Annotated in this window: 18 protein-coding genes and 2 pseudogenes; 5 read left to right on the top strand and 15 right to left on the bottom strand. The window is 62.9% G+C overall.

Going from position 1 to position 24,370, the window contains the following annotated elements; all coding sequences use genetic code 11:
• The first annotated feature begins 90 nt into the window (after positions 1-90).
• Together Q9451_RS16470 and Q9451_RS16465 are read left to right on the top strand one after the other, a co-directional pair.
• Positions 91-996, top strand: a complete 906-nt coding sequence (locus Q9451_RS16470) for a LysR family transcriptional regulator (RefSeq protein ID WP_012272372.1) — start codon at positions 91-93, stop codon at positions 994-996.
• Positions 984-1,805, top strand: coding sequence for an aldo/keto reductase (locus tag Q9451_RS16465; protein ID WP_012272373.1), 822 nt, complete (start codon positions 984-986; stop codon positions 1,803-1,805). Before Q9451_RS16470 ends, Q9451_RS16465 begins: the two co-directional genes overlap by 13 nt.
• Positions 1,806-1,863: 58 nt before the next feature.
• On the opposite strand, the gene Q9451_RS16460 is transcribed toward Q9451_RS16465, so the two are convergent.
• Genes Q9451_RS16460 through lexA form a run of 4 tightly spaced genes read right to left on the bottom strand, consistent with a single transcriptional unit; the run spans position 1,864 to position 7,603 of the window.
• Positions 1,864-4,944 (bottom strand): error-prone DNA polymerase, encoded by a 3,081-nt coding sequence (locus Q9451_RS16460; RefSeq protein WP_012272374.1) that lies wholly within the window; start codon positions 4,942-4,944, stop codon positions 1,864-1,866.
• Positions 4,941-6,359, bottom strand: a complete 1,419-nt coding sequence (locus Q9451_RS16455) for a DNA polymerase Y family protein (RefSeq protein ID WP_012272375.1) — start codon at positions 6,357-6,359, stop codon at positions 4,941-4,943. Before Q9451_RS16455 ends, Q9451_RS16460 begins: the two co-directional genes overlap by 4 nt.
• Before the next feature lie 6 nt (positions 6,360-6,365).
• A complete protein-coding gene (gene imuA, locus Q9451_RS16450) occupies positions 6,366-6,986 on the bottom strand; it encodes a translesion DNA synthesis-associated protein ImuA (RefSeq protein WP_012272376.1) in 621 nt (206 codons plus the stop codon).
• Positions 6,986-7,603: a transcriptional repressor LexA gene (gene lexA, locus Q9451_RS16445; RefSeq protein WP_012272377.1), complete on the bottom strand. Its 618-nt coding sequence runs from the start codon at positions 7,601-7,603 to the stop codon at positions 6,986-6,988. The genes imuA and lexA overlap by 1 nt, the downstream gene beginning before the upstream one ends.
• 92 nt (positions 7,604-7,695) lie before the next feature.
• Here lexA and Q9451_RS16440 point away from each other — a divergent pair, with 92 nt between their 5' ends.
• Together Q9451_RS16440 and Q9451_RS16435 are read left to right on the top strand one after the other, a co-directional pair.
• Positions 7,696-8,352, top strand: a complete 657-nt coding sequence (locus tag Q9451_RS16440) for an HAD family phosphatase (protein WP_012272378.1) — start codon at positions 7,696-7,698, stop codon at positions 8,350-8,352.
• A gap of 15 nt (positions 8,353-8,367) precedes the next feature.
• The gene (locus tag Q9451_RS16435; RefSeq protein ID WP_012272379.1) at positions 8,368-9,279 is read left to right on the top strand and encodes a LysR substrate-binding domain-containing protein; all 912 of its coding nucleotides are present in this window, start codon (positions 8,368-8,370) and stop codon (positions 9,277-9,279) included.
• A 36-nt stretch (positions 9,280-9,315) separates the two neighbouring features.
• Here the strand turns inward: Q9451_RS16435 and Q9451_RS16430 are convergent, their stop codons facing one another.
• The 5 genes from Q9451_RS16430 to Q9451_RS16410 form a co-directional block, all read right to left on the bottom strand.
• Entirely contained in the window at positions 9,316-11,376 is a 2,061-nt protein-coding gene (locus Q9451_RS16430; RefSeq protein ID WP_345960686.1) for a TonB-dependent receptor, read from the bottom strand.
• 103 nt (positions 11,377-11,479) lie between these two features.
• Positions 11,480-12,829, bottom strand: coding sequence for an aromatic acid/H+ symport family MFS transporter (locus Q9451_RS16425; RefSeq protein WP_012272381.1), 1,350 nt, complete (start codon positions 12,827-12,829; stop codon positions 11,480-11,482).
• 34 nt (positions 12,830-12,863) lie between these two features.
• On the bottom strand, positions 12,864-13,187 hold the full coding sequence (locus Q9451_RS16420) for an NIPSNAP family protein (RefSeq protein ID WP_012272382.1): 324 nt from the start codon (positions 13,185-13,187) through the stop codon (positions 12,864-12,866).
• On the bottom strand, positions 13,187-14,905 hold the full coding sequence (locus tag Q9451_RS16415) for an FAD-dependent oxidoreductase (RefSeq protein WP_012272383.1): 1,719 nt from the start codon (positions 14,903-14,905) through the stop codon (positions 13,187-13,189). The genes Q9451_RS16420 and Q9451_RS16415 overlap by 1 nt, the downstream gene beginning before the upstream one ends.
• Positions 14,902-15,729, bottom strand: coding sequence for an SDR family oxidoreductase (locus tag Q9451_RS16410; protein WP_012272384.1), 828 nt, complete (start codon positions 15,727-15,729; stop codon positions 14,902-14,904). Before Q9451_RS16410 ends, Q9451_RS16415 begins: the two co-directional genes overlap by 4 nt.
• A 177-nt stretch (positions 15,730-15,906) precedes the next feature.
• On the opposite strand from Q9451_RS16410, the gene Q9451_RS16405 reads away from it, so the two are divergent.
• Complete coding sequence (locus Q9451_RS16405; protein WP_012272385.1) at positions 15,907-16,779, top strand: helix-turn-helix domain-containing protein; 873 nt, start codon at positions 15,907-15,909, stop codon at positions 16,777-16,779.
• Between the two features lie 26 nt (positions 16,780-16,805).
• Here the strand turns inward: Q9451_RS16405 and Q9451_RS16400 are convergent, their stop codons facing one another.
• From Q9451_RS16400 to Q9451_RS16375, 6 genes and pseudogenes are all read right to left on the bottom strand, one after another.
• Positions 16,806-17,579 (bottom strand): helix-turn-helix domain-containing protein, encoded by a 774-nt coding sequence (locus Q9451_RS16400; protein ID WP_012272386.1) that lies wholly within the window; start codon positions 17,577-17,579, stop codon positions 16,806-16,808.
• 65 nt (positions 17,580-17,644) lie between these two features.
• Complete coding sequence (locus Q9451_RS16395) at positions 17,645-19,102, bottom strand: amidase (RefSeq protein ID WP_012272387.1); 1,458 nt, start codon at positions 19,100-19,102, stop codon at positions 17,645-17,647.
• Positions 19,099-20,409 (bottom strand): citrate-proton symporter, encoded by a 1,311-nt coding sequence (locus Q9451_RS16390; RefSeq protein WP_345960685.1) that lies wholly within the window; start codon positions 20,407-20,409, stop codon positions 19,099-19,101. Before Q9451_RS16390 ends, Q9451_RS16395 begins: the two co-directional genes overlap by 4 nt.
• A gap of 83 nt (positions 20,410-20,492) precedes the next feature.
• Positions 20,493-21,668: a M20 aminoacylase family protein gene (locus Q9451_RS16385; protein ID WP_012272389.1), complete on the bottom strand. Its 1,176-nt coding sequence runs from the start codon at positions 21,666-21,668 to the stop codon at positions 20,493-20,495.
• A gap of 197 nt (positions 21,669-21,865) precedes the next feature.
• Positions 21,866-22,273, bottom strand: a pseudogene (locus tag Q9451_RS16380) (hypothetical protein); the annotation flags it as partial.
• An 849-nt stretch (positions 22,274-23,122) separates the two neighbouring features.
• A pseudogene (locus Q9451_RS16375) lies at positions 23,123-24,269 on the bottom strand (hypothetical protein); the annotation flags it as partial.
• Positions 24,270-24,370 lie beyond the last annotated feature (101 nt).

The raw sequence follows: 24,370 nt of genomic DNA, 5'->3' as shown, positions 1-24,370 counted from the left end.
GTGCAGACATCTTCACCGCAAGCGACTGATTTGTTAATTTTGTTTTCGTCATCGATTGATAACTTTTACAAAACAAACAATAGGCCCGACATGAACGTCAAGCAACTGCGCGCCTTTGTCGCCGTGGCCAAGTACCAGAGCTTCGCCCAGGCCGGTGAACACCTGCATGTTTCGCAACCGGCCTTGAGCCTGACCATCAAGGCCCTGGAAGAAAACCTTGGCGGCGCCCTGCTCAGCCGCACCACGCGCAGCGTCAGCCTGACCGCCGAAGGCGAAGTGCTACTGCCACTGGCACGGCGCCTGCTGGCCGACTGGGACGACACCGAAGAGATGCTGCGCCAGCGCTTCACCCTGCAACTGGGCCGCGTGTCGGTGGCGGCCATGCCGGCCTTCGCCGGCAATTTGCTGCCCCATTCGCTCAAGGTGTTTCGCCAACGCTACCCCAAGGTCAACGTCACCGTGCATGACGTGATCAACGAACAGGTACAGGAACTGGTTCGCCATCGCCGCGTCGAACTGGGCATCGGCTTCGAGCCGGATAACATCGATGGGCTGGACTTTCACCCGTTGTACATGGACCGCTTCGTTGCAGTGCTGCCCGCCGACTCACCCTTGGCACGGCTGCCCCAGGTCAGCTGGGCACAGCTGATGGCCGAAGATTTCGTGGCCCTGCAACGCCCTTCGGCGGTGCGCCTGCTGATGGAGCAGAATGTGGCGGCCCAACACGGCAAGCTGGCAGTGGCCTTCGAGAGCCACCAGCTGACAACCATTGGCCGCATGGTCGCCAGCGGCCTGGGGGTCAGTGCCGTGCCGGCGCTGTGCATCAACCAGATGCAGGAGCTGGGCGCCCGTTGCGTGACCTTGGTCGAGCCTGTCGTCGAACGGCGCATTGGCGTGATTGCGCTCAGCGAGCACCAGCTTTCCACCGCAGCGCAAGCGCTGCTTGAAGTTCTGCTTTCCAATACCCGCATCCCGGAGGTGACATGCGTTATGTGAAACTGGCAGGTACGCAGGTCCCGGCCATCGGCCAGGGCACTTGGTACATGGGGGAAGACCCTGCGCGCAAGGCTGACGAAGTGGCGGCCCTGCAACAGGGTATCGAGCTGGGCCTGAACCTGATCGACACCGCCGAGATGTATGCCGAAGGGGGGGCGGAAGAAGTCGTTGGCCAGGCCATTGCCGGGCGCCGCGAGCAGGTGTTTCTGGTCAGCAAGGTCTACCCGCACAATGCCGGCCGCCGCAACATGTCGGCCGCCTGCGAACGTAGCCTCACGCGCCTGGGCACCGACTGCATCGATCTTTACCTGTTGCACTGGCGAGGCCAGCACCCGCTGGAGGAAACCGTCGAAGCCTTCGAACGCTTGCGCGAGCAAGGCAAGATCAAGCGCTGGGGCGTGTCCAACTTCGACGTCGATGACCTGCGCGAACTGCACAACCCTGACTGTGCCACCAACCAGGTGCTGTACAACCCGGCCCAACGTGGCATCGAATTCGACTTGCTGCCGTGGTGCGAAAAGCGTGCATTACCGACCATGGCCTACTGCCCGCTGGCCCAAGGCGGGCGCTTGTTGCAACACCCGGTACTGGCAGAAATCGCCGAGCGCCATGGCGCCACACCGGCCCAGGTCAGCCTGGCCTGGGTGACCCGTGATGACGGGGTGGTTGCCATCCCCAAGGCGGTGACGCCCGAGCATGTGCGGCTGAATGCGGCTGCGGGTGCGCTGACCTTGACCCGCGAAGACCTGCGAGCGATTGATCGGGCGTTCCCGGCACCCACGCGCAAGCAGCGGTTAGCGATGGTCTGAGTGGTAGCACTGCTAATTGTATGAGCGGCCTTGGGCCGCTCATACAATTAGCGTACGGTTAATGAAAATCCCGGCTACGCACATCCAGCCCTTGCAACAGCGGGCTCACATCCTCCAGCCGCCGTGCAATCAAGTGCCGCACACCATTCTCCTGCTCCAGCCGCCCACTGACCTTGAGCAGCTGAGACCCCACCAAGGCCCGCCGCTGCCGTTCGGCAATGTCCCGCCACACCACCACGTTGACCATCCCGTGCTCATCCTCCAGGGTAACGAAGGTCACTCCACTCGCGGTCTGGGGCCGTTGGCGGCCTACTACCAGCCCGGCCACGGCAATGGTGTCGCCATGCTCGACACCTTGCAGCTCACTCGAGCTACGACACCCCAGCGCCCTCAGGCGTGAGCGCAGCAGGGCCAGTGGATGCGGGCCAAGCGTAGTACCGAGGGTTTGATAATCGGCTACCAGGTCCTCGTCCACGGTAGGTGCAGGCAAAGCCACCGCCACTTCCGGCAAGGCTTGCACGTCGGCGAACAACGGCAGCTGCGGCTGCACCGCTGCCACCTGCCAGCGTGCCTGATGCCGATCGCTGGCCAAGGCCCGCAGCGCTCCGGCATCGGCCAGGCGGGCTCGGGCCCGTGAGTCGAGCCCGGCACGCAGGCACAGGTCTTCGACGTCGCGCCATGGCCGTTGCGCCCTTGCCTGCTGCAAACGCCTGGCATCGGCTTCGGCCAGGCCACGCACAAGGCGCAAGCCCATGCGAATGGCCAATGTGCCATGCTCATCAGGCTCGAGGGTACAGTCCCATTCACTGTGGCAAACGTCTACGGGCCGCACCTCGATACCCTGGCGGCGAGCCTCCTGCAGCAACTGGTCAGGGCTGTAGAAGCCCATCGGCCAGCTGTTGACCAACGCACACGTGAAGATCGCCGGCTCATGGCACTTCAACCAACTGCTGGCGTAGCACAGCAGGGCAAAACTGGCCGCATGCGATTCAGGGAAGCCATAGCTGCCAAAGCCCTTGATTTGCTCGAAGATGCGCTGGGCAAACGCCAGCTCGTAACCGTTGCGCAGCATGCCCTGTACCAGCCGCTCGCGGTGCGGCTCCAGGCCACCATGGCGCTTCCAGGCCGCCATGCTGCGGCGCAACTGGTCAGCCTCGCCCGGCGTATAGTCGGCTGCGACCATGGCCAGTTCCATCACCTGCTCCTGGAATAGCGGTACACCCAACGTACGTTCGAAGACTGCCTTGAGTTGCGCGGACGGGTACGTCACCGGCTCCTGTTTCAGGCGCCGGCGCAGGTACGGATGAACCATGTCGCCCTGGATCGGACCGGGGCGGACGATGGCCACTTCGATGACCAGATCGTAGAACGTGGTGGGCCGCAGCCTGGGCAACATGGCCATTTGCGCGCGTGACTCGATCTGGAACACACCCATGGTCTCGGCGCGGCTGATCATGGCGTAGGTGGCTGGGTCTTCGCTGGGGATGGTCGCCAGGGTCAGCTGCCGGCCACGGTGGCGCTGCAGCAGGTCGAAGCAACGGCGCAAGGCACTGAGCATGCCCAGCGCCAGCACGTCGACCTTGAGCAAGCCGACCATGTCCAGGTCGTCCTTGTCCCACTGGATCACCGTACGCTGCGCCATGGCCGCATTCTCCACTGGCACCAACTGGTCGAGCGGTTGCTGGGAGATGACGAAGCCACCTGGGTGTTGCGACAGGTGCCGGGGGAAGCCGATCAGTTCACCAGCAAGTACCAGCACCCGCCGCAGCGAAGGGCTGCCGGCCTCGAAACCGGCCTCGGCCAGGCGCTGCTCATCGGGTATACGGTCGCTCCAGCGGCCACAGCACTTGGCCAATGCATCCACCTGGTCGGCAGGCAGCCCCAGCACCCTCGCCACATCCCGCACAGCTCCGGCGGCATGATAGGTGTTGACCACCGCCGTCAGTGCTGCACGGTGCCGGCCATAGCGGCGGAACACGTACTGGATCACTTCTTCGCGTCGGTCATGCTCGAAATCCACATCGATATCGGGCGGCTCGTTGCGTTCGCGAGACAGAAATCGCTCGAACAGCAGGTGATGCTCCATAGGGTCGAGTTCGGTGATGCCCAGCACGAAACACACTACCGAGTTGGCTGCCGAGCCACGGCCCTGGCACAGAATGCGCTGGCTGCGGGCGAAAGCGACAATGTCGTGCACGGTCAAGAAATAGCTTTCGTAACCAAGCTCTTCGATCAACGCCAGTTCCTTGGCCAGCACATCGCGCACCTTTTCACTTGGCCCGTTTGGCCAGCGCAACGGCAAGCCCTGCTCGCACAGATCACGCAACCAGCTGGCCGGGGTGTGGCCCTCGGGCACCAGTTCGCACGGGTACTGGTATTTCAATTCGCTGAGGTCGAATTGACAGCGCTGGGCAATGGTCAAGGTCTCTGCCAGCAAGTTGGCCGGGTACAGTTCCCCCAGTTGCGCTTGGCTGCGCAGGTGCCGCTCGCCGTTGGCAAACAGAAAGCGCCCGGCCTCGTTTACCTGGCAATGCTGGCGGATGGCAGTCATGCAGTCCTGCAAGGCACGGCGGCCTCGCACATGCATATGTACGTCGCCACAGGCCACGGCGCGCACGCCCACATCAGCCGCCAGTGCCTGCAGGCGCTGCAGGCGCATGGCATCGTCACAGCCCCGGTGCAGGTGCACGGCCAGCCACAGACGCTCGGCGAATACACTGCGCAGCCATTCACCGGTGGCTTTATCAACACTGTCGTCGGCCACCCACAAGGCCAGCAGGCCTTGATGGTGCTGCTGCAGGTCGTCACGAAACAACTGGTACTCACCCTTCTCTGCCCGCCGCCGGGCACGGGTGATCAGTGCGCACAGGTTCTGGTAGCCGGTCAGGTTCTCGACCAACAGCACCAGCTTGGGCCCGTCGTGCAACTGCACCTCGCTGCCGACGATGAGCCGCAGCTGATGCGCCTTGGCGGCCTGCCAGGCGCGCACGATACCGGCCAACGTGCATTCGTCAGTAATCGCCAAGGCCTGGTAGCCTTGTTCGCGCGCGCGCCGGAACAGCTCATCGGCACTCGACGCACCGCGCTGGAAGCTGAAGTTGGACAGGCAATGCAGCTCGGCATAACCCGGCGTGTTCATGCGAACCAACCCTGCAACCACAGTGGGCCGGCCTGGCTCAAGTCGCGGTAGGCCCAGCCGCGCAGGCCGTCACGGGTTTCGATATGGTAGTAATCGCGTCGCACATCGCCGCCATCCCACCAGCCGGATTCGATGCGTTCAGCGTAACCCTGCACCTGATAGCCGACGCCATCCAGCGCCATCGGTGCCGGCAGCAGCCAGCCTGGGCGACTGCCTGGGGCAACCGGCATGTGGCCTTGAGCGCCCTGCTCTGCCAGTTGCCAGGCGCATTCGGGGCGGTGATCGGCTGCCGCGCTTAGCCCCTTGACGGCCTCATCCCCCAGGCGCGCGCGCAGCCGCTCACGCAATTGCTCCCAGGGTTGCGCCTGTTGCGCCCGAGGGTCGAACAACGCCTGATGCTGTGGCACGAACGGTGGCAAGTCTTCGGCCACCAGCCGCAGGTTGCGCACCGGTGCGGGTATGCGTAGCGGCTCCAGGCGGCCACGGGCCAATTCGAACAACATCGACGCATCGCGTTCGGCCGCCAGCAGGCCAACCTTGAGCACCGTGTCTGGCCCCTCGGCATGCTCCAGATACAGGCAAAAGCGCTGCACCCCGCAGTCGCGCCCGGCCAGAAAGGCAGCAAGGTCGTTGAGCATGCGCCGCAGTGGGAACAACAGCGCCTGGTGCGATTCGACGTCGAAGTTCAGTTCGAGACGGGTTTCAAAGCGGTCCGGTGGCCGATAGAAGTCCAGCCCCAGGTTGCGCAGGCCTAGCAGTTGGTCGAGGTGCAACTGCACCTGGGCAGAAAAGCGTCTGGCCAACGTGTCGCGCGGCAAGGCCACTACCTGGCCCAGCTGGCGCAGGCCCATGCGGGCAAAAGCTTCGGCGGCTTCTGCCGGCAAGCCGACACGTGTGATGGGCATGCTCAACAGCGCTGCACGGGTGGCCTCGGCATCGCTCACGGCCAAGCCATCGTGCCCATTGGCAAGCATGCGAGCCGCCACCGGGTTGCTAGCCAGAACGATGCGTTGGCGCAGGCCCAGTTCTGCCAACTCCTGGCGCAGGCGCGCCTCGAACAAAGGCCAGGGGCCGAACAGTTGCAGGCTGGAGCCTACTTCCAGCAACAGCGCCCGAGGGTAATGCAGGCTGACCTGGGCACTGAAGCGGTAAGCCCAGGCTGCCAGCAGTTGCTGCACCTGGTCGATGCGTTTTGGGTCGACTTCGACGCAGGTGAAGCCATCCGCCAGGGCACGCGCTGCAGTCAGGGTTTGCCCGGCTCGCAGGCCCAGTGCAGCGGCGGCCATGTTGACCGACTGCAACACACGTCGCTGAGTCGGCCCGCCAATGAGTACCAAGGGGGTATCAAGGTCGTCACGCTCACGCAGCACGGTATCCAGCGCAAGCTGGGGGAGCAGAATGCAAGCCCAGAGCATGGCGCATCAGCCCCGCCCTGGGCAGGCAATGGGCAGCGCTGGAGGCATGCCACCACGGCTTTTCAGCACGCGCCATTGTGCCGGCCGAGTGTCGACGGCAATGCGCAGTGCTGCCGGTGAAGGGTTGTGCGCCGCCTGCTGCGGCCTGCAGGCGAATGCCAACGCCTGACCGGTTTCGGCGGCCACCTGCAAGCGCCGCAGGGCGCGGTCATCGGCGCGCTCCGGCCAGCACAGCACCGCCGCACAACTGCCCGAGCGCAGGCACTGCTCGGCGGCCCACAGGGCATCGGCAGGTTCGGCGTCCACTTGTACCAGCCAGCGCAGGTCCACACCTGCTGCCTGCCAGGCCGGTGCGTAAGGAATGAAGGGCGGTGCCACCAGCACTACGCGGTTGGCATCTGCACTCAGCCGGGCCAGGGTTGGCCACAGCAAGTGCAACTCGCCACAGCCGGGGCTGGCCAGCAACAGCTCGCTCAGTGCTGCCGCCGGCCAGCCGCCTTCGGGCAAGCGTGCGTCGAGGGCCGCATGGCCGGTTGGCTGCAACCCGAGTGGCCGCGCCTCGGCCTGCCGACCGCGCCAGATACGGCGCTGGTCGAGCAGCCTGTCGAGGTCGACCACCGCGCCCATCAGTCGCGCCTCAGCAGGCCGCAGAATACGCCTTCGATGAAGAATTCCTGTTCTGGCTGCACATCGATGGGCGCATAGGCCGGGTTACGGGGCAACAGCCGGTAATTGCCGCCCTGGCGTTGCAGGCGCTTGATGGTCACTTCGCCGTCCAGGCGCGCCACCACGATCTGCCCGTCACGGGCGTCGGCCTGTTGCAGGATGCCGACCAGGTCACCGTCGAAGATGCCGTCGTCGATCATCGAGTCGCCACGCACTTTAAGCAGGTAGTCAGGGGTGCGGCGGAACATGCTGGGGTCGAGCAGCAACTGTTCGTGGATATCGAGGTCCGGGCCTATGGGGGCGCCTGCCGCTACCTGGCCCAGCACCGGGATTTCGAGAATCTCCGGCCGGCGCAACGGTTCGGCCAGGCGAATGCCCCGCGCCTGGTTAGGCGTGACATCGATGTAACCGGCTTGGCACAGGGCGGTAATGTGCTTGCGGGCGACGCTGCGCGAAGCAAAACCGAAGCGCGTGGCGATATCGGCCAGGCTTGGCGGCTGGCTGTGCTCGGCAATGCGCTCGCGGATGAATTCGAAAATGGCGCGGCGCTTGGGGGTAAGATTGTCCATGGAGCACATTTGTACTCTTTTCGTGGCGCGCTGACCAGCCCCCTTTGTCGTCCACTTTGGTTATGATCCCTTGGCTTGTGTTTTTTTGATCTGGATATCCCATGCTGACCGCCCTGCTGTTCGACCTCGACGGAACCCTTACCGACACCGACACCCTGCACCTGCAGGCCTTTCGCCAACTGCTGCGTGAGCACGACGGCCGTGAGCTGAGCCAGGCGCAGTTCGATGCTCAGGTCAGTGGCCGCGCCAATGGTGAACTGTTCGCCGAGCTGTTCAACGGCGCCAGTGTCGAACAGTGCCAGGCGTTGGCCGACCGCAAGGAGGCATTGTTCCGCGACCTGTCGCCGTCACTTGAACCCATGCCAGGCCTGCTGCGCCTGTTGGAGCACGCCCAGGCCCATGCCATCGGCATGTGTGTGGTGACCAACGCACCGCGACTGAACGCCGAGCACATGCTGAACGCCATGGGCCTTGGCCAGCGCTTTGAACATGTGTTGGTGGCCGAGGAACTGGCGCGGCCCAAGCCAGACCCGCTGCCTTACCTCACCGGGCTGCAGCAGCTGGGTGCCGAGGCCAGGCAGGCGCTGGCTTTCGAGGACTCATTGCCGGGGGTGACCGCTGCCAGTGGCGCGGGGATCTTTACCGTGGGCGTGGCAACGACGCAGACCGCTGAACGTTTGCTGGCGGCGGGTGCACAGCTGGTGATAGATGACTTCAACGACCCTGCACTGTGGGCCCTGATCGAGTCCATGCAGTAAGCATCTGGGGCCCCCATGCTGATCGACGAAGAACTGACCCTTAAAAAGCTGGAAACCTTCCTCGCCTTCATGCGCACCGGCAACCTCGGCCGCGCCGCCGCCGAGCTGTCGACCAGCGCAGTCAGCGTGCACCGTGCCATCCATTCGCTGGAAAGCGCGCTGCGCTGCCCGTTGTTCAAGCACGAAGGCCGCCAGCTGATCCCGCTGGAAAGCGCCTACGTGCTGGAAAAGAAAGCCCGGCAACTGATTCAGGACGCCGAGCAGATGGTGCGTCAAACCCGCGAAGCAGCCGGCTTTTACGCCGAGCGCTTCCGCTTGGGCGCACTCTACTCGCTGACCGTGAAAACCGTGCCAAAGCTGGTCATGGGCCTCAAGCTGCGCCGCAGCGAACTGAACATCGACCTGACCCTGGGCTCCAACGTCGATCTGCTGCAGCGCCTGAAGAACCACGAACTGGAGGCCATCCTCGTCTCCCTCGACGAGAGCGCCAGCGACCCGGCCTGCGAGCAACTGCCGCTGTTCTCCGACGACATTTTCCTTGCCGTACCTACTGATTCGCCCTTCGCCGGGCAGGCCGAGGTAGACCTGGCTGACCTCGCCGACTCCACTTTCATTACCCTGACCCAGGGCTTCGCCACACACCGCGATGGCGCCCGGGTGTTCCAGCAGGCCGGGTTCGAGCCGAAGGTGGCCATGCAGGTGAACGATATCTTCACCCTGCTGAGCATGGTCAGTTCAGGCGTGGGCTTCGCCCTGCTGCCTGGGCGCATCGCGGCGGTGTACGAGAACCGCGTCAGGTTGATTGCCTTGAAGCCGCAATATCGCCTGCAGCAGCACATTGGCGTGGTGTTTCTGAAGGCGCGCGAGCGGGAGCCAAACTTGTTGGCGTTGTTGGCAGAGTGCCGAATGTACAGCCGAGATAACTGAACCTGCGCCAGCAACGGCCAGCGCAGGTTCATGGGGTCAAAGGTCGTAACGCAACGCCAGGTCTACCGTGCGCGGGGCGCCCACATCGAGGATGTCGCCGCTGCGATTGTTGGTGATGTATTCCTTGTCGAAGGCGTTTTTCACAAAACCGGACACGGCAATGTTGCGGGTAATCTTGTACTCGGTATTGAAGTTGACCAGCCAATAATTGTCGCTGCGACGCTCGTCGGTGACCTGCCCGGCGTCATCAAACTCGTACTCGGAGGGCGACGTGCTCTGGTAGACGAGGTCGGTGTTGAGGGTGAGGCGCTCGTTCCAACGGTAGGTCGCGCCCAGCGACATCTTGTATTTGGGCGAGTAGAGGAAGTCTTCGCCACTCATGTCGCGACCATCGCCGGTCACGAAGTCCTTGTACTTGCCAACGGTTACCGAGGCTGCACCGTTGAGGGTCAACTGCTGGCCCAGGTCTTTCTCGACCGACACTTCCAGGCCCTTGATATCGCTGCGGCCGGCATTGAACACATGGACGAACTCGATGTTGGGGTCCAGCACGCTGACCTGCTGGTCTTTCCAGTCGGTGTAGTACAGGTTGGCGCGGGTGCGCAGCGTATCGTCAAGTAACGAGCCCCGGTAAGACAACTCGTAGTTTGTGGTGTATTCCGGGTCGTAGGCCTCGTGACCGCCACCGGCACGCATGTTCACACCGCCACCGCGATAACCCTTCTGCACCATGAAGCCCAGGTACTGCCCATCGGCCAATTCATAGTCCAGGCCAAGCTTGGGCAGAACCGCATCAAACGATTTGCTGACCTTTCCGGGGCTGGAGAAGTCGTCCTGGTCAATGTCAGTGTCATTGGTTTCGTGGTCGTATCGCAAACCAGTGATCAGTGTCCAGCTCGGTACGAAGGTCCAGTTGATCTCGCCGAACAGCGCCTGGTTTTCAATTGTGGTATCGCCCTTGGCAGTGCCGAACAGCTGGTTGTCGAAGAGCAGGCGATCATGGAAATCGTTGGTGTTGTGCCCGTAGTAGGCCCCGACGAAGCTCTTCAAGGTGTCGCCGTTGTAGTTCAGGCGCAGTTCCTGGCTGAACAGGTTGCCGTCCTGCTGACGCAACACCACCTGGTTGGCGTCGGCCGACTGGTCGAAGTCCAGGCGTGCGTCGTAGTCCGAGCTTGTGTTGGCGGTAAGACTGGTCAGCGACCAGTAATCGTCCAGCCGATAGTCGACCTTGGCGCTGACCGTGTCCTGCTGCAGCTTGTCGAAGGCCTTGGTGTCGGAGGTCATCTTGTAATAGCGAACCTTGCCGTTTTGCCGCATGACCGTGTTATCCCCCTTGCGGCTTTCACCGTGGGCGTAGGTCAGCAGGATGTCGAGGTCGTCGCTGGGCAGGATCAGCAACTTGCCACGGGCATTGGCGGTACGGGTGGGGTTGGCATCGTCATGCAGGGTGGTGTTGTCGATGTAGCCATCGCCTTCCTGATAGTCCACGGCAATGCGGCCAGCGACCTTGTTGTCGACCAACGCACCGCCACCGGCCACGGCCGCCCCGCGTTCGCCGTAATTCCCCATGTTGGTCTGCGCCGAAAAGCTGGGGTCGAAGGTTGGGTTACGGGTCTGGATCACCACCGCACCCGCCAAGGAGTTGCGGCCCTGGGTCGTGGATTGCGGACCGAGAAACACTTCAACCTGCTCGGTATCCCATAGCGGCATGGGGCTCAAGGTCAAGGCGCGGTTGGGTTGTACAGCGCCGTCGACAAACACCGACACCGCACCATTGAGTGTGGCAGGGCCCTGGTCTTCGAAGCCGGATACGGGTACGCCGCGGATCCCCCAGTTTTCATTGCCAGACTGGTTGTACACACCGGGCGTGCGCGCAAACACATCGACCAGGTTGTGGTCTTCCTTCTCGCGCAGTTGCTTGTCGGTGATCACGACTACACTCGACTGGGTCTGCTCCAGGGTGCGGTTGATCTTTTCCCCGGTCACCGTGATCTGTTCCAGCTCCACCGCCCCAACCGGTGCTGCTGCCCAGGCATTGTTTGCCAGGCACAGGGCCGAGCCCACTGCCAGTGCCAGTGTACTTTTCTTGACGTCCACGCCCCGCTCCTTCGACAGATTGCTGTTGTTATTTGCCGTATGCCTGCACGTTCCTCCCTGCAGGCGGAGCGGAGTCTGGAGTAAAGGTAATGGGAAGTAAATACTATTGGTAATACGTCGCATTTGTGACAGGTGAAGCCCTGCTCACATGCCACCCTTGCAGCAATACGGCCAAAGCCGCCAACCCGGCAGGGACCAGTAATGATGCAAACACTTGTGCAAAACTCCAGCCCAACGCCAGCATCTGAGCCCCGGCGAAGGCGCTGAGCACGGCGCCGATGCGCCCAATGCCGCTCATCCAGCTGGCCCCGGTCGCCCGCGCTTGCGTAGGGTAAAAGGCCGCCGCCAATGCATTCATGCCAACACTCGCGCCGTTCAGCCCAAAGCCCACAGCGCAGGCTATGGCGCACAGCCAGGCGAAATCCCCCACCACTTGGCCAATCGTGAAGATAACCGCGCCACTGAACAGAAACGTCAGCATCAACACCCGCTGCGGATTGCAACGGTCCATGGCCCAACCCACTGAAATCGCCCCCACCGGGCCGCCTATCTGGAAACAGGCCGTGACAATGGCCGCTTCCGAGACCGAAAAACCACCGCCCTCCTTCACCAGCGTCGGCAGCCAGCCGCTGAACAGATAGACCAGAAACAGCGCCAACACATAGCCCGCCCAGAGCATGCAGGTACCAAAGCGATAGCGCGGTGAGAGGATGGTGCCGATGGCTCCACCTGCAGCCGGGGCGTTGCCGGGCATGACAAAGGTGGTGTCGGCGTTGACATGCTCAGGTGCCAAGCGGCGGACAATGGCCATAATGCGCTTGCGCTCTGCACCTTTGCTGACCAGGAACGTTACCGATTCCGGCAGGCGCCAATACAGCAACGGCAGGACCAGCAGCGGCAACACCCCACCCAGCACCAGAACACTGCGCCACCCCAGGTTGGGGATCATCCAGGCGCTGACGAACCCACCCATCGCCGCCCCCAGGGAGAACCCGCAGAACGCCAGGGTAATCAGCAGTGAGCGGCTGCGTGCTGGGGCGTATTCACTGACCAAGGTGCTGGCATTGGGCATGGCCGCCCCCAGGCCCAGGCCCGTGAGAAAGCGCAGCGCAACCAAGGTTTCCAAGTTGGGTGAAAAGGCCGAGGCCAAGGTCCAGATGCCGAACAGCAGCACGCTGTACAGCAGCACCGCCTTGCGCCCGTAGCGGTCCGCCAGGGGCCCGGCAATCAGCGCGCCAAGCGCCAGGCCGATCAGCGCGGCGCTCAAAACCGGGCCCAGGCTTTGCGCACCCAGGTGCCAATCGCTTTTCAGTTGTGGGGCAATGAAGCCGATGATGGCGACGTCCAGGCCATCCAACGCAATGATGAGAAAGCCGAGGAACACCACCCATTTCTGGTAGCGGCCGATGGGTTGCTGGTCGATCAGTTGGCGCACGTCGAGCGTGTTGTTCATGGGTATCACCTGTTGTTGTTTTTATGACGGTGTTTCAGCCCAGGCTGGGCAAGCGCACAGGCCTTATGATCCGTGTCTCCTGCGCTACCACAAGGTCGCGGGTGGCATGCAGATAGGCAGCAAAGTCCGGGTCGGCATCCCGCGCCGCGCTGCGCTTTTCAAAATCATCGAGGCTGTCATAGCCCCACAAGTGCACCACCTGGTTCAACGGGCCGATGCTGCTGGTGTAGAACGCCAGGGGTGCGCCTAGGTGGCGCAGCAGGATCGGCATCGCCAACTGGTCGAAGGCTTCGAGAAAGGCCGCCATGCAACGCGGGCGAATGGTGTAGATGCGGTGGTCGACTACAGGCTTGTCCATCACGCCACCTCCCGCGCTTTGCCCGCAGCCGCCAGGCCCTGCTCGACACCCGCCAGATGGCGCCCGGTGATGTAGCCAAAGGTCATGATCGGCCCCAGGGTGATGCCGGCACCGGGGTAGTTGCCGCCCATGATGCTGGCTCGGTCGTTACCCACCGCGTACAGGCCGTCGATGGCCTGCCCATCGGCCGCCAATACTTCACCGACCACGCTGGTGCGTAGCCCGTCGAAGGTGCCCAGGTCGCCCATGATCACCTTCACGGCAAAGTACGGCCCTTCGCCCACCGGCGCCACGCACGGGTTGGGCTGTTGCTGCGGGTCGGCCAGGTAGCGATTGAAGCTGGTGCTGCCGCGACCGAACTGGCGGTCTTCGCCCTGCACCGCGCCAAGGTTGTATTCGCGCACGGTCTGCTGCAGCCCTTGCGCGTCGATACCGGCCTTGCCCGCCAGCTCGGCCAGGGTCTTGCCCTTGAGCAGGTAACCATTACGCAACAAGGGCCCCAACGGCATCGGTGCAGGCTTGGCAAAGCCCAGGCCATACTTGGCCAGGGTGCGGCGGTCGCACACCAGCCACATGGCGGTTTCTGCCTGACCGGCGCAGGCTTCGATCAATGCTGTGCCCACGTCATGGTAAGAATTCGACTCGTTGGTGAAACGCTGCCCCGAACGCAGCACGCCGATCACACCTGGCTTGTAGCGGTCGAGCAAATGCGGAAAGGCAATGTGCCGCCCGCCAGCCACTGGCACCTTCGATACCGGCATCCAGGCGGCTGCTGCCTGCAGGCGGATATCGACCTTGGCCCCCAACGCCTCGGCCATGCGCGCACCGTCACCGGTATTGCCCGCCGGCACCGGCGAAAAATGCTCGCCGCCACGCCGCACATGCGGGTAGGCCTGGCGCAGCCGTTGCAAATCATGGGAGAAACCGCCACAGGCCAGTACCACCCCACGCCGGGCCTGAATGCGCTGCTCGCTGTCAGCCTGCCCGACCAATGCCCCTGTCACTCGACCCTCTTCATGCAGCAGTTGCCGCGCCGGTGTACCTGTGAGAATCGGGATGCCCAGGTCCAGTGCCGAGCGTACCAGCCGCGCTGCCAGGGCATTGCCGCTGGTGACCTGGGTGCCACGTCGGTACAGGGCAAGCTCCTTCAAATGGGTTATCAGGCGCTTGGCCACATACACGAACGAAGTCAGCGAGCGGGTGACATTGAAGAAATGCTTGAGGTCGGCATTCGACGAATTGAACATCATGCCAATGAACGTGATGGTCTTCAGCGGCGGGCGCAGGCGCGCCATGTCCGGCCCCAGGCCACGAATGTCGTAAGGAGCGGCCAGTATCGAGCGGCCCACATCGACACCGCCCTCCACCTGTGGGTGGTAATCGGGGTACAGCGTGGGCACGAACTTGACCGCCGTTTCGCGCTCGAAAAACGCCACCATCTGCGGCGCGTAGCGCAAGAAGGCTTCCACCCCCGCCGCATCGAAACAGGCACCGGCTTCGTTGCGCAGGTAGGTCATGGCCGCTGCATGGCTGTCCTCGGCCCCGTGCGGGTTGCCCGGCACCCACAACACGCCACCGGAAAACGCCGTGGTGCCACCAAAGCAGTCGTCCTTTTCAATGACGATGACATCCAGGCCAAGCTTTTTCGCCGTGATGGCTGTCGCCAGGCCGCCAGCCCCCGCACCGATCACCAGTACATCGCAGCTACGCGTATTCATTGGCCAGCCCCCTCGAAGCCCGGGCGCGGGATCAATGCCATGGGCATGCACTCCAGCCCGCCATCCACGGTCAGCTCGGCGCCGTTGATATAGTCGGCGCGGCGGCTGGCCAGAAACAGCACGGCCTCGGCGATATCCAGCGGCTCACCAATGCGACGGTTGGCGGTCATGGCGCTACGCTGGCGTTCCACCTGCGGGTCGGCATAGAACGCCGCCGACAAGGGCGTGCGGATCAAGCCCGGGCACACGGCGTTGCTGCGCACACCCCGCGGCCCCCACTCCACGGCAAGCTGCCGCGACAGCATGCTCACGCCAGCCTTGGCCGCGCTGTAGGCACCGCTGTTGGGTTGCGGGTAATGGGCGGCAATCGAGGCTACATGCACGATGCGGCCCTGGCCGCGAGCCAGCATCGAGCGGCCGAAGGCCTGGGCACACAACAGGTAGCCGCTGAGGTTGACCGCCAGCACCTGGTTCCATTGCTCCAGGCTCAGCGTGTCCAGCGCGCCGGGGCGCAGCACGCTGGCATTGTTGACCAGCACATCGCAGCGCCCATGCAGTGCCTGCACCTGGGCAGCCGCTTGCCCCACGCTGGCCGGGTCGGCAATGTCACAGGCCAGGGCGCTGACTTCGCCCGTGCTGTGCTCACCCAAGGTGGCCGCCAGTTCGCGGCATTTGTCCAGGTCGCGGTCCAGCAGCACCACGTGGGCCTGCTGCTCCACCAAGGCTGCGGCCAGCGCGGCACCAATGCCGCCGGCGGCGCCGGTTACCACGCATACGGCCGAGTCCAGGCCCAGCCACTGAGAGGCAATCTTATTGTTGTTCATGCTGTTCTCCAGAGTGTCGCTTGTTCTGGACAACAGCCTATGGCCGGCAGGCCCATCGGCAGAATGGACAAAACCTGCAACCAGCCCCACATTCCCGTCATTTTTTCCTTTGTGCCCTGAAGCCTGCGTACAGCTGTGGCACAGTGATCAGGTACCGAACAGAACAATTACAACAACATGAACAAAATCCCCAATTACGCCCTGTACGGTGAAACCGCACAGCCGGTGTGGCACGAAGCCCTGCACGTGGAGCAGATTTCCCAGCGCTCTGGCGCGCACAACTGGGAAATCGCCGCACACCGTCACGAAGGCTTGCTGCAGCTGCTGTACCTGCAAAGCGGTGGCGGTGAAGTGCTGTTCGACAGTGACCGGTTGCAGGTTCATGCGCCTTGCGTGGTGTATGTGCCGGCGCAAGTGGTGCATGGCTTTCATTGGGCCGGCCAGGTCGAGGGCCAGGTGATCACTGCCGCGCAACACCCGCTGGAGAGCATCGCCCAGGTGCTGGCGCCCAACCTGCTGGTGCAACTTCGCAAACCGCAGGTGGTCGCCCTGCCGAAATGGGCCGCTGATGAAGACCCGTTGCTGCCACTGTGCCGGGCCCTGCGCGAGGAATACCACAACCGCGCCCGCGAGCATGTGGCCAGCAGCATGGCGCTATTGCTGACGCTGATGATCCAGGTGCTGCGCCATGAGCCGCACTTGCCCCAGGGAGAGCAGCGCCCGGTGTCCAGGCGCAGCCAGCAGTTGACCGCTTTTCGCGAGCTGGTGGACCTGCACTACCGCGCGCACAGGCCACTGGCAGACTACGCCGCCGAACTGGGCATGACCCTGGCGACGTTGGGGCGGTTATGCCAGGAGCACCTGGGCATGACCCCCATGAACGTGATCAATGCCCGCCAGGTGCTGGAGGCCAAGCGCATGCTTGGGCATTCGAGCCTGAGTGTGAAAGAGATCGCCCACGAACTGGGGTTTGCCGATGTGGGGTATTTCAGCCGGTTCTTTCGCAAGCAGGCTGGGGTGAGCCCGAGTGCTTTCCGTGAAGGCCATTGACACCTGCAGGGCCGGTGCAGGAACGATCAAACAGCCAAGGCCCGCTGCACCTCGCCGACGGTGGTCGCCAGGCTGCTCAAGTGTAAATTCAATACCCGCTCCACCGGCGCCTGGTCCAGCGGCCAGTGCAAGGCAATGCTCCCGGCAAGGCGCCCTTCGGCATGCACCGGCAAGGCAATGGCGCGGATCAGGAACGGCAGGCGCACCGGGTACTCCCAGTGCCCCTCGGTCCGCTGACCAAAGCCCTTGTGGGCTTCTTCTTCAATATCGCGCAGCAACGTGTCGTCACCCAGCCGCGCATGGGCCGCCAGGCGCTGCACTTCGTCCTCCGCCAGCTCACCCAGGCAGGCCCGCCCCATCGCCGAATGGAACAGGCTGGCATGGTGCCCGACGATCTGGCAGGTGTGCGGGTAACGCTTGCGCAACACCTGGGGAATGGCGCTTTCCATCACTTCCAGCCGCTGGCCGTCGAAGCACGACAGGTCCGCTACCAGCCCAGTGCGTTCACTCAGCTCCAGCAGCATGGGCGCGGCGCTTTCCACCAGGCGCCGCTTGAAGCGCAACTGGCGGTCACCGAACAGCCGCCGCGCGCACAGCCGGTAGCGCCTGTCGCTCAGGCCACGGTACACCCAGCCTTGCTCCTGCAGGGTGGCAAGCATGCGCGACACCGTGGCCTTGGGCAGCGCCGTCAGGTAATGCAGTTCTTCCAGGCCCAGTGCCTGGTGTTCGCCCAGCAGGTCGACAATGGCCAGCGCCCGCTCCACCGAACGCACGCCGCCGCTGTCTGCCGTGATGCCCATGGGTATGACCTCCTTGTAGCGGGATGGTCAGGATAGCCAGCAAGAACCGCGCCTGCCCAGTGCTGTCATGAACCCTGCAGGCATTGTGGCGGGCAACGCTGCACCCAGCGGGTGAGCTGCTCATGGGCATATGCCAGCTGCAACACGGCATGGTCCGCCTGCGCCGGGCCTATGATCTGCAGGCCCATGGGCAGGCCGCCAGCATTGAACCCGACCGGCACGCTGATGCTCGGCAAGCCGGCCAGGGTTGGCCCGATCACCACCTCCATCCAACGGTGATAGGTGTCCATCGCCCGCCCGCCGACCGCCGTCGGCCATGGCTGGCGTGCATCGAAAGGGAACACCTGGGCCGAGGGCAACAGCAGGAAATCGTAACGTTCGAACAGCTTGGCCAAGGCGCGGTACCAATCGCTGCGGTCCAACGAGGCCTGGTACAGCGCCGCCGCACTCATCTGCAAGCCACCTTCTACCTCCCACTGGGCTTCGGGCTTGAGCAGTGCGCGCTTGGCTGGGTCGGCATAGGCCGCGCCGAGGTTGCCGTGCACCAGGAAGTGGCGATGGCTCAGCCAGCATTGCCACAAGCGTGCCAGGTCGAATGCCGGCTGGCAGGCCTCGACCTGGCAGCCCAGTTCGGCAAAGTCGGCCAGCGCCGACTCGCACAGGCTCATCACCCCGTCATCCATCGGCAGGTAACCGTTGTAGTCGCCCAGCCAGCCGACCCGCACACCTCGGAAGTCGCGCTGCAAGGCGTCGGTGAAATCGCGCCGGCCTTCGCTTAACGACAGCGGCACCCGCGCGTCGACGCCAGCCTGTATCGACAACAACCGCGCTACATCGACCACACTGCGGCCCATCGGCCCCTCGGTGGCCAGCTGCTGCACGAACAACTCCGGCGCCGGCCCATGCGGCACCCGGCCTTGTGACGGGCGCAGGCCGAACACGTTGTTGAACGCCGCCGGGTTGCGCAGCGAGCCCATCATGTCGCTGCCGTCGGCCACCGGCAGCAAGCGCATGGCCAGTGCCGCAGCCGCCCCGCCGCTGCTGCCACCGGCCACCCGCCCTGAGTCGTAGGCATTGGTAGTGGTGCCAAACAGGCTGTTGTAGGTTTGCGAGCCGAGGCCGAACTCAGGCACGTTGCTCTTGCCCACGATCAGCGCCCCGCTAGCCCGCACCCGCGCCACGCTGATCGCATCCTGCTCGGGCACCTGCTCGGCGAACAGCGGCGAACCCAGGGTGGTGCGCAGCCCGGCGGTGGCGGCCAGGTCCTTGATCGCCTGCGGCATGCCATGCATCCAGCCGCGCGAGTGGCCACGGGCACGTTCGCGGTCGCGCTCGTCGGCCTCGGCCAGCAGCACCTCGGCCGGGCGCAGCGATACCAGCGCATTGACCTGCGGGTTGAAGCGTTCGATATGCGCAAGGTAAGCCTGCATCACCTCCCGGCACGACAGCTGGCCGCCATGAATGGCCTGGGACAATGCCTCTGCATCGAGGGCAACGATGGGGTCGATGGCTAGCGGCTTCACGGTTTTACTCCAAGGTTGAAAGTGGCAGGCTGGCCCGCTCGGGGTGCTTCTTTCAGGCAGTAGGTAGCCAACAGCGTCAGCAGGCAGGCGAACAGCACGTAGAACGATGGCGCCACCGGGGTTCCCAGCACTTTGCTCAGCCAGGTCAAGATCAACGGGGCAAAGCCGCCGAACACCATTACCGCTACGTTATAGGCCACCGACACGCCAGTGGAACGCACCTCGACCGGGAACTGCTCGGCCAAGGCGGTAGGTGCCGGGCCAAAGAAGCCGCCAATGGCGGTGCACAGCAGCAGTTGCATGACCAGCAGCCGCTCCACGGAGGGCGCGGCGGCCACCCACACATACAGCGGGTAGACCATCACGAAGAACGCCAGGGTGAAGGCCATCAGCACCGGGCGCCGACCCAACCGGTCAGACAGCGCGCCAGACAACGGAATCACCACGGTCATCAGCCCGACCGCGAGCATCTGTACCAGCAGCACCTGGTCCAGCGGCAGCCCAAGGTTTTTGTGGGCGAAGGTCGGCATGTTCACCAACACCACGTAGAACGACACCGTCGCGCCACAGGCCAGGCCCATCGACACCAGCAGGCTACGCCGATGTTCACGCAGTACCTGCCACAGGCTGGGCGACTGCCCCTTGGCCTGGCGGCGCGCCTCGACGAACTCTTCGGGCTCTTCCATGTGTTTGCGAATCCACAGCCCCACCGGGCCGATCAGCAGGCCCAGCACGAAGGGAATACGCCAGCCCCAGCTGTCCAGCGCTTCAGGCGTGCACAGGTGAGTAACCAGGGCCACCATGGCCGCGCCGGAGAACACCGCCAGGCACTGCCCTACCAATTGCCACGAGCCATATAGCCCCTTGCGGTGGGCCGGCGCGCTTTCCACCAGAAACGCCGTAGCGCTGGCATACTCGCCACCCGTGGCAAAGCCCTGCAGCATGCGCGCGACCACGATCAACAGCGGCGCCGCCATGCCGATGGCCAGGTAGTCGGGGGCAAAGGCGATCATCGCGATCGACACGGTCATCAGGCGGATGATCATCTGCATGGCCGCCTTGCGGCCCTTGCGATCGGAATACATGCCCAACAACACGCCACCCACCGGGCGCATGAAAAAGCCGACGCCGAAGGTGGCCAAGGCCATCAGCAGCGAAGCGTATTCATCGTCGGACGGGAAAAACTGCCGGGCAATGATACTGGCCAAAAAGCCGTACACGATAAAGTCATACCATTCCAGGGCATTGCCGATAACGGCGGCGACCACTTGCCGGGTACGCGACACGCCGGTGCTCGAAGTCTGCATAGGGAACACTCCACACAATGATTGGGTGATCGCCCAGGCGCGGGCGCGCCCAGGTTCCAGCGGCAGTCGTCAAAAAAGGCCGATCAGGCGGGCGCGAGCCAGCGCTCTGCCAGCGCGCCCCAGTAGGCGGCGCCGGTCAGCAGAATGTCGTCGTTGAAGTCATAGGCCGGGTTGTGCACCATCGGCCGCGATACCCCATTGCCAATGAACAGGTAGGCGCCCGGGCAGCGCTGCAGCATCCAGGCGAAGTCTTCACTGCCCATCAGCTTGCGGGTGTTGCCATCCACCGCCTCGGCACCGAGCAGCTCTACCCCTACCTGCGTGGCGAAGGCATTTTCCGCTGCATGGTTGACCAGCACCGGGTAAGCCGGGCGGTGTTCGATACTGGCGCGGCAGCCAAAGCTTTCGGCCTGGCTGACGATGATCGCCCGCACCCGTTCCAGGGTCTGCGCCCGTACTTCGGCGTTCAGCGCGCGCAGGCTCAGGCGCAGTAGCGCCTGTTGCGGGATCACGTTGGCCGCTTCGCCAGCCTGCAACGCACCGACGGTGACCACCGCCGCCTCCTGCGCATCGATATTGCGCGCCACCACGGTTTGCAGCGCCATCACCACACTGGCCGCTGCCACCAGCGGGTCGACGGTCAGGTGCGGCATCGAGCCATGGCCGCCCACCCCGTCGAGGGTCACCGTGAGCAGGTCTTGCGAGGCCATCATCGGCCCCTCGCGAAAGCCAAGGTGCCCGGCCGGCAGCCCAGGCATGTTGTGCATGCCGAACAGTGCATCGCAGGGGAAGCGTTCCAGCAGGCCGTCGGCCAGCATTGCCTCGGCGCCACCCTGGCCCTCTTCGGCCGGCTGGAAGATCAGCGTCAGCGTGCCGTCGAACTGCCGGGTCGCCGCCAGGTAGCGCGCCGCGCCCAGCAGCATGGTGGTGTGCCCGTCATGGCCACAGGCGTGCATGCAGCCTTGATGCTGGCTGCTGTAGGCCGCGCCCGTTGCTTCGTGGATGGGCAACGCGTCCATGTCGGCGCGCAGGCCCAGGCGGCGTGGGCTGCTGCCATTGCGCAGCACGCCGACCACACCGGTTTTGCCGATGCCGGTGTGTACTTCATAGCCCCATTCCAGGAGCAGCCGGGCGACCAGCGCCGAAGTGCGGCTTTCTTCGAACCCCAGTTCCGGGTGGGCATGGATATCGTGACGGATCGCGTGCAGGTCGCTGGCCACATCGTTCAGCCAGGCCAGAATGTGCTGATGTCGGGACATGTAGAGTCTCCTCGCGCGGGTGGTTTCCCGTTCTTGTTGTTCGCCTTGAGGTCACGACGGGTGAGGCAGGTCGTGCTTGGCTGACAGATAAGCGCGAGTGACGAGGGATAACAAACGAATGTGGTTCCACCCAGCGGAACCAGTCGCGGAGGCGGGAAGTGGTGTGAGCAATGGAGTGGTCAAATTTCCGGGGCTTAGTAGCTGAAACACCGGGGCAGGTTGTCCACCCGCACCTCTTCGCTCAGCCGGTCCGACACGTCGTAGGCAAAGCTGTAGGTGGCGTTGTTCTCGTTGACCAGTGCGGTCAGGCGGACGGCCTTGTCGTACTCGTCCTGCTAACGCTCCACCTGGGCCAGGGTGTTCCACCACAGGTGCTTGGACTTGTCGGTCGCATCGATGATGGTGTGTGGCAGGCCGTCGTCGCTGTTCAGGTACTCGGTGATCTGGCCCAGTGCATCGATTTCGGCGAGCAGGTTGCCCTTGTCGTCGTAGCGTGCCTGCCAGGTGCTGCTATCCAGATAACTGACCTTGGTCACCAGCGTGGTCAGGTGGTGATAGTCATAGGCAGTCTTGCACCCCAACGGGTCGCCGTTATGATTTATCACGGCGGTCAGCTGGCCGTGTTCGTAGTAGAGATACTGCGCGAGTGTCTCGACCGCCTCATTGTTGACCAGCCGTTTGATGTCGGTCAGGCGCCCCTGCGGGTTGTCATAATGCAGGTGCGCACGGAGGCCGCCGGTAGCGCTTAACCTTGGGTTCCACCTTGAGTAGGTGTGGTTCATGGCTCGCACTAAATATTTTCGCAAAATAACTAAAAATTACGCCCGAAAGTTCTCGTTTGACTCTGAATTCTCCAAAAATATTGACATCCACGAATCCATTACATCCCAAACATCGATTCCTTTCGTAGGAGTATCTGGCTTTTCATGCCACCAAATAAACGCCTCACCCTTAAATGCCCCCTCACCTATAGCCAAGTAATCACCAGCCCCGCTAGAAAATACGCCTAACATATCGGGAAGCGCTGGATACTCTTCGTCACACAGGTCCTTTATTTGAACGAAATCCTCCAGTCTCGATGGACCCATGGTACAACCGATGTAAAAACCAAAGCCATTATGCAGCTTTGAGTAAAACTGCTTAAAATCCGCAGGCAGGTCAGGACAGTCATCTAAACTCGAACTTTCAATACCTACTGGAGCGCCCCCCATATAGAAGCACAAATCACCACCATCGACGTAAACATACATAAGATACGGCTTATCACTTACGGCCAAAACAGTGCCTAGCACGCACTTATCAAGCCACGCGCTTACCCATGGTAACTTTTCAGAAAAATCGACCCACTCCGCCGGGATATGTTTTTTTTCATCATCTAAAAAACCAAAGCCAAGCCACTGCTTGGGAAATTTTACTTCAAGGGGCACGTCACAAGATGCGAAATACACATCATAGCCATTTAACTCAGTCACAATACGCTGCTTTAAAGACTCAGACCAATTCATTCCCACCCTCCTTAACAGTTTGCCATTGACCAGCGTCTCCGCTCGCACCAGCCGGTTTTCGCAGTCATAGCTGAAATGCTGCAACTTGCTGTGCCCCGAGCGCTTCTCGATCAGGTTGCCCCACGGGTCGTAGCGGTACTCCTGATCGCGCCACTGCCTGATCCGGTTGTCCTTGACCTTGTCAAACTGCCGCGCAGAAGTCCAGGCGGTTCGCCGCCGCGTCATAACGAAACTCTTCACTGCCGATCAGTGAACCGGTATCGCGGCTGCGCAACTGGCCGTTGGCTTCGTACTCGTACTTGATCTCGCCATGCAGTTTGTCGAGCGTGCGCACCAGTTCTCCTGCTGGGTCGTACTGGTAACGCCGGTGGATCGGGTTATACGCGTGCTCCACCAGCAGCGACGTATTGATGCCGGTGTTGTGTACCTGGGAAAGCTTGTCAGCGGGTAGCGTCGAGGCAAACTGCCAGGCCTTGCGCCCCATGGTGTCATAACCAAAGCAACTGGTGAGCTTGCCCTGGGTGCGGTACACCTCGCGATGCAGGTCGTCACGCTCCATGTCGCTGATCACCTGGCCGTCCAGGTTCAACTGGTGCAGATGCCCGCTGCCGTAATACAGGTGGTTGACCTGACGGCCATCTGGCAGGGTCAGCGTGGTCAGGTTGCTGAGTGGGTCGTACGCATAGCCGAGCGTGCCGTCGGGCGTAATCTCTTGGGTCAGCCTGCCCAGCAGATCGTAGGCATATTCAAGCTTTTCCTCAGTCACCCCAAGCTGCTTGCCGACAGTGCTGGGCTTGCGCTCGATGCTCAATAAACGGTCGCCATCGTCATAGGTGAACTGCTGCTGGGTGTCGCGATTGAGCTTGCTGATCAAGCGGCCGATAGCATCGCGCTCGAACAGCGTGTGACGCTCTGGACCTTCAGCGTTTTCGCCATAGCCAATCTCATCCAGCCGCGTGAGGTGGCCGCCAACGTTGTAGCTGAAACGCCGGGTCAGGTTATCCACCCGCACCTCTTCGCTCAGCCGGTCCGACACGTCGTAGGCAAAGCTGTAGGTGGCGTTGTCTTCTTAGACCAGTGCGATCAGGCCCAAGGCATTGGCGAGTTTTCGGCTGTTGATGACAACGCTGGGTGAGACCTTGGTAATTGCCCCAGTAGAGGTCGCATCGAACTTAAAGCAAACGAGTCAACTAGAGT

The organism is Pseudomonas sp. NY8896 (assembly GCF_039634505.1).
The sequence above is the reverse complement of the archived record's forward strand: the minus strand, read 5'-3'. Positions and strand labels throughout refer to the sequence as shown.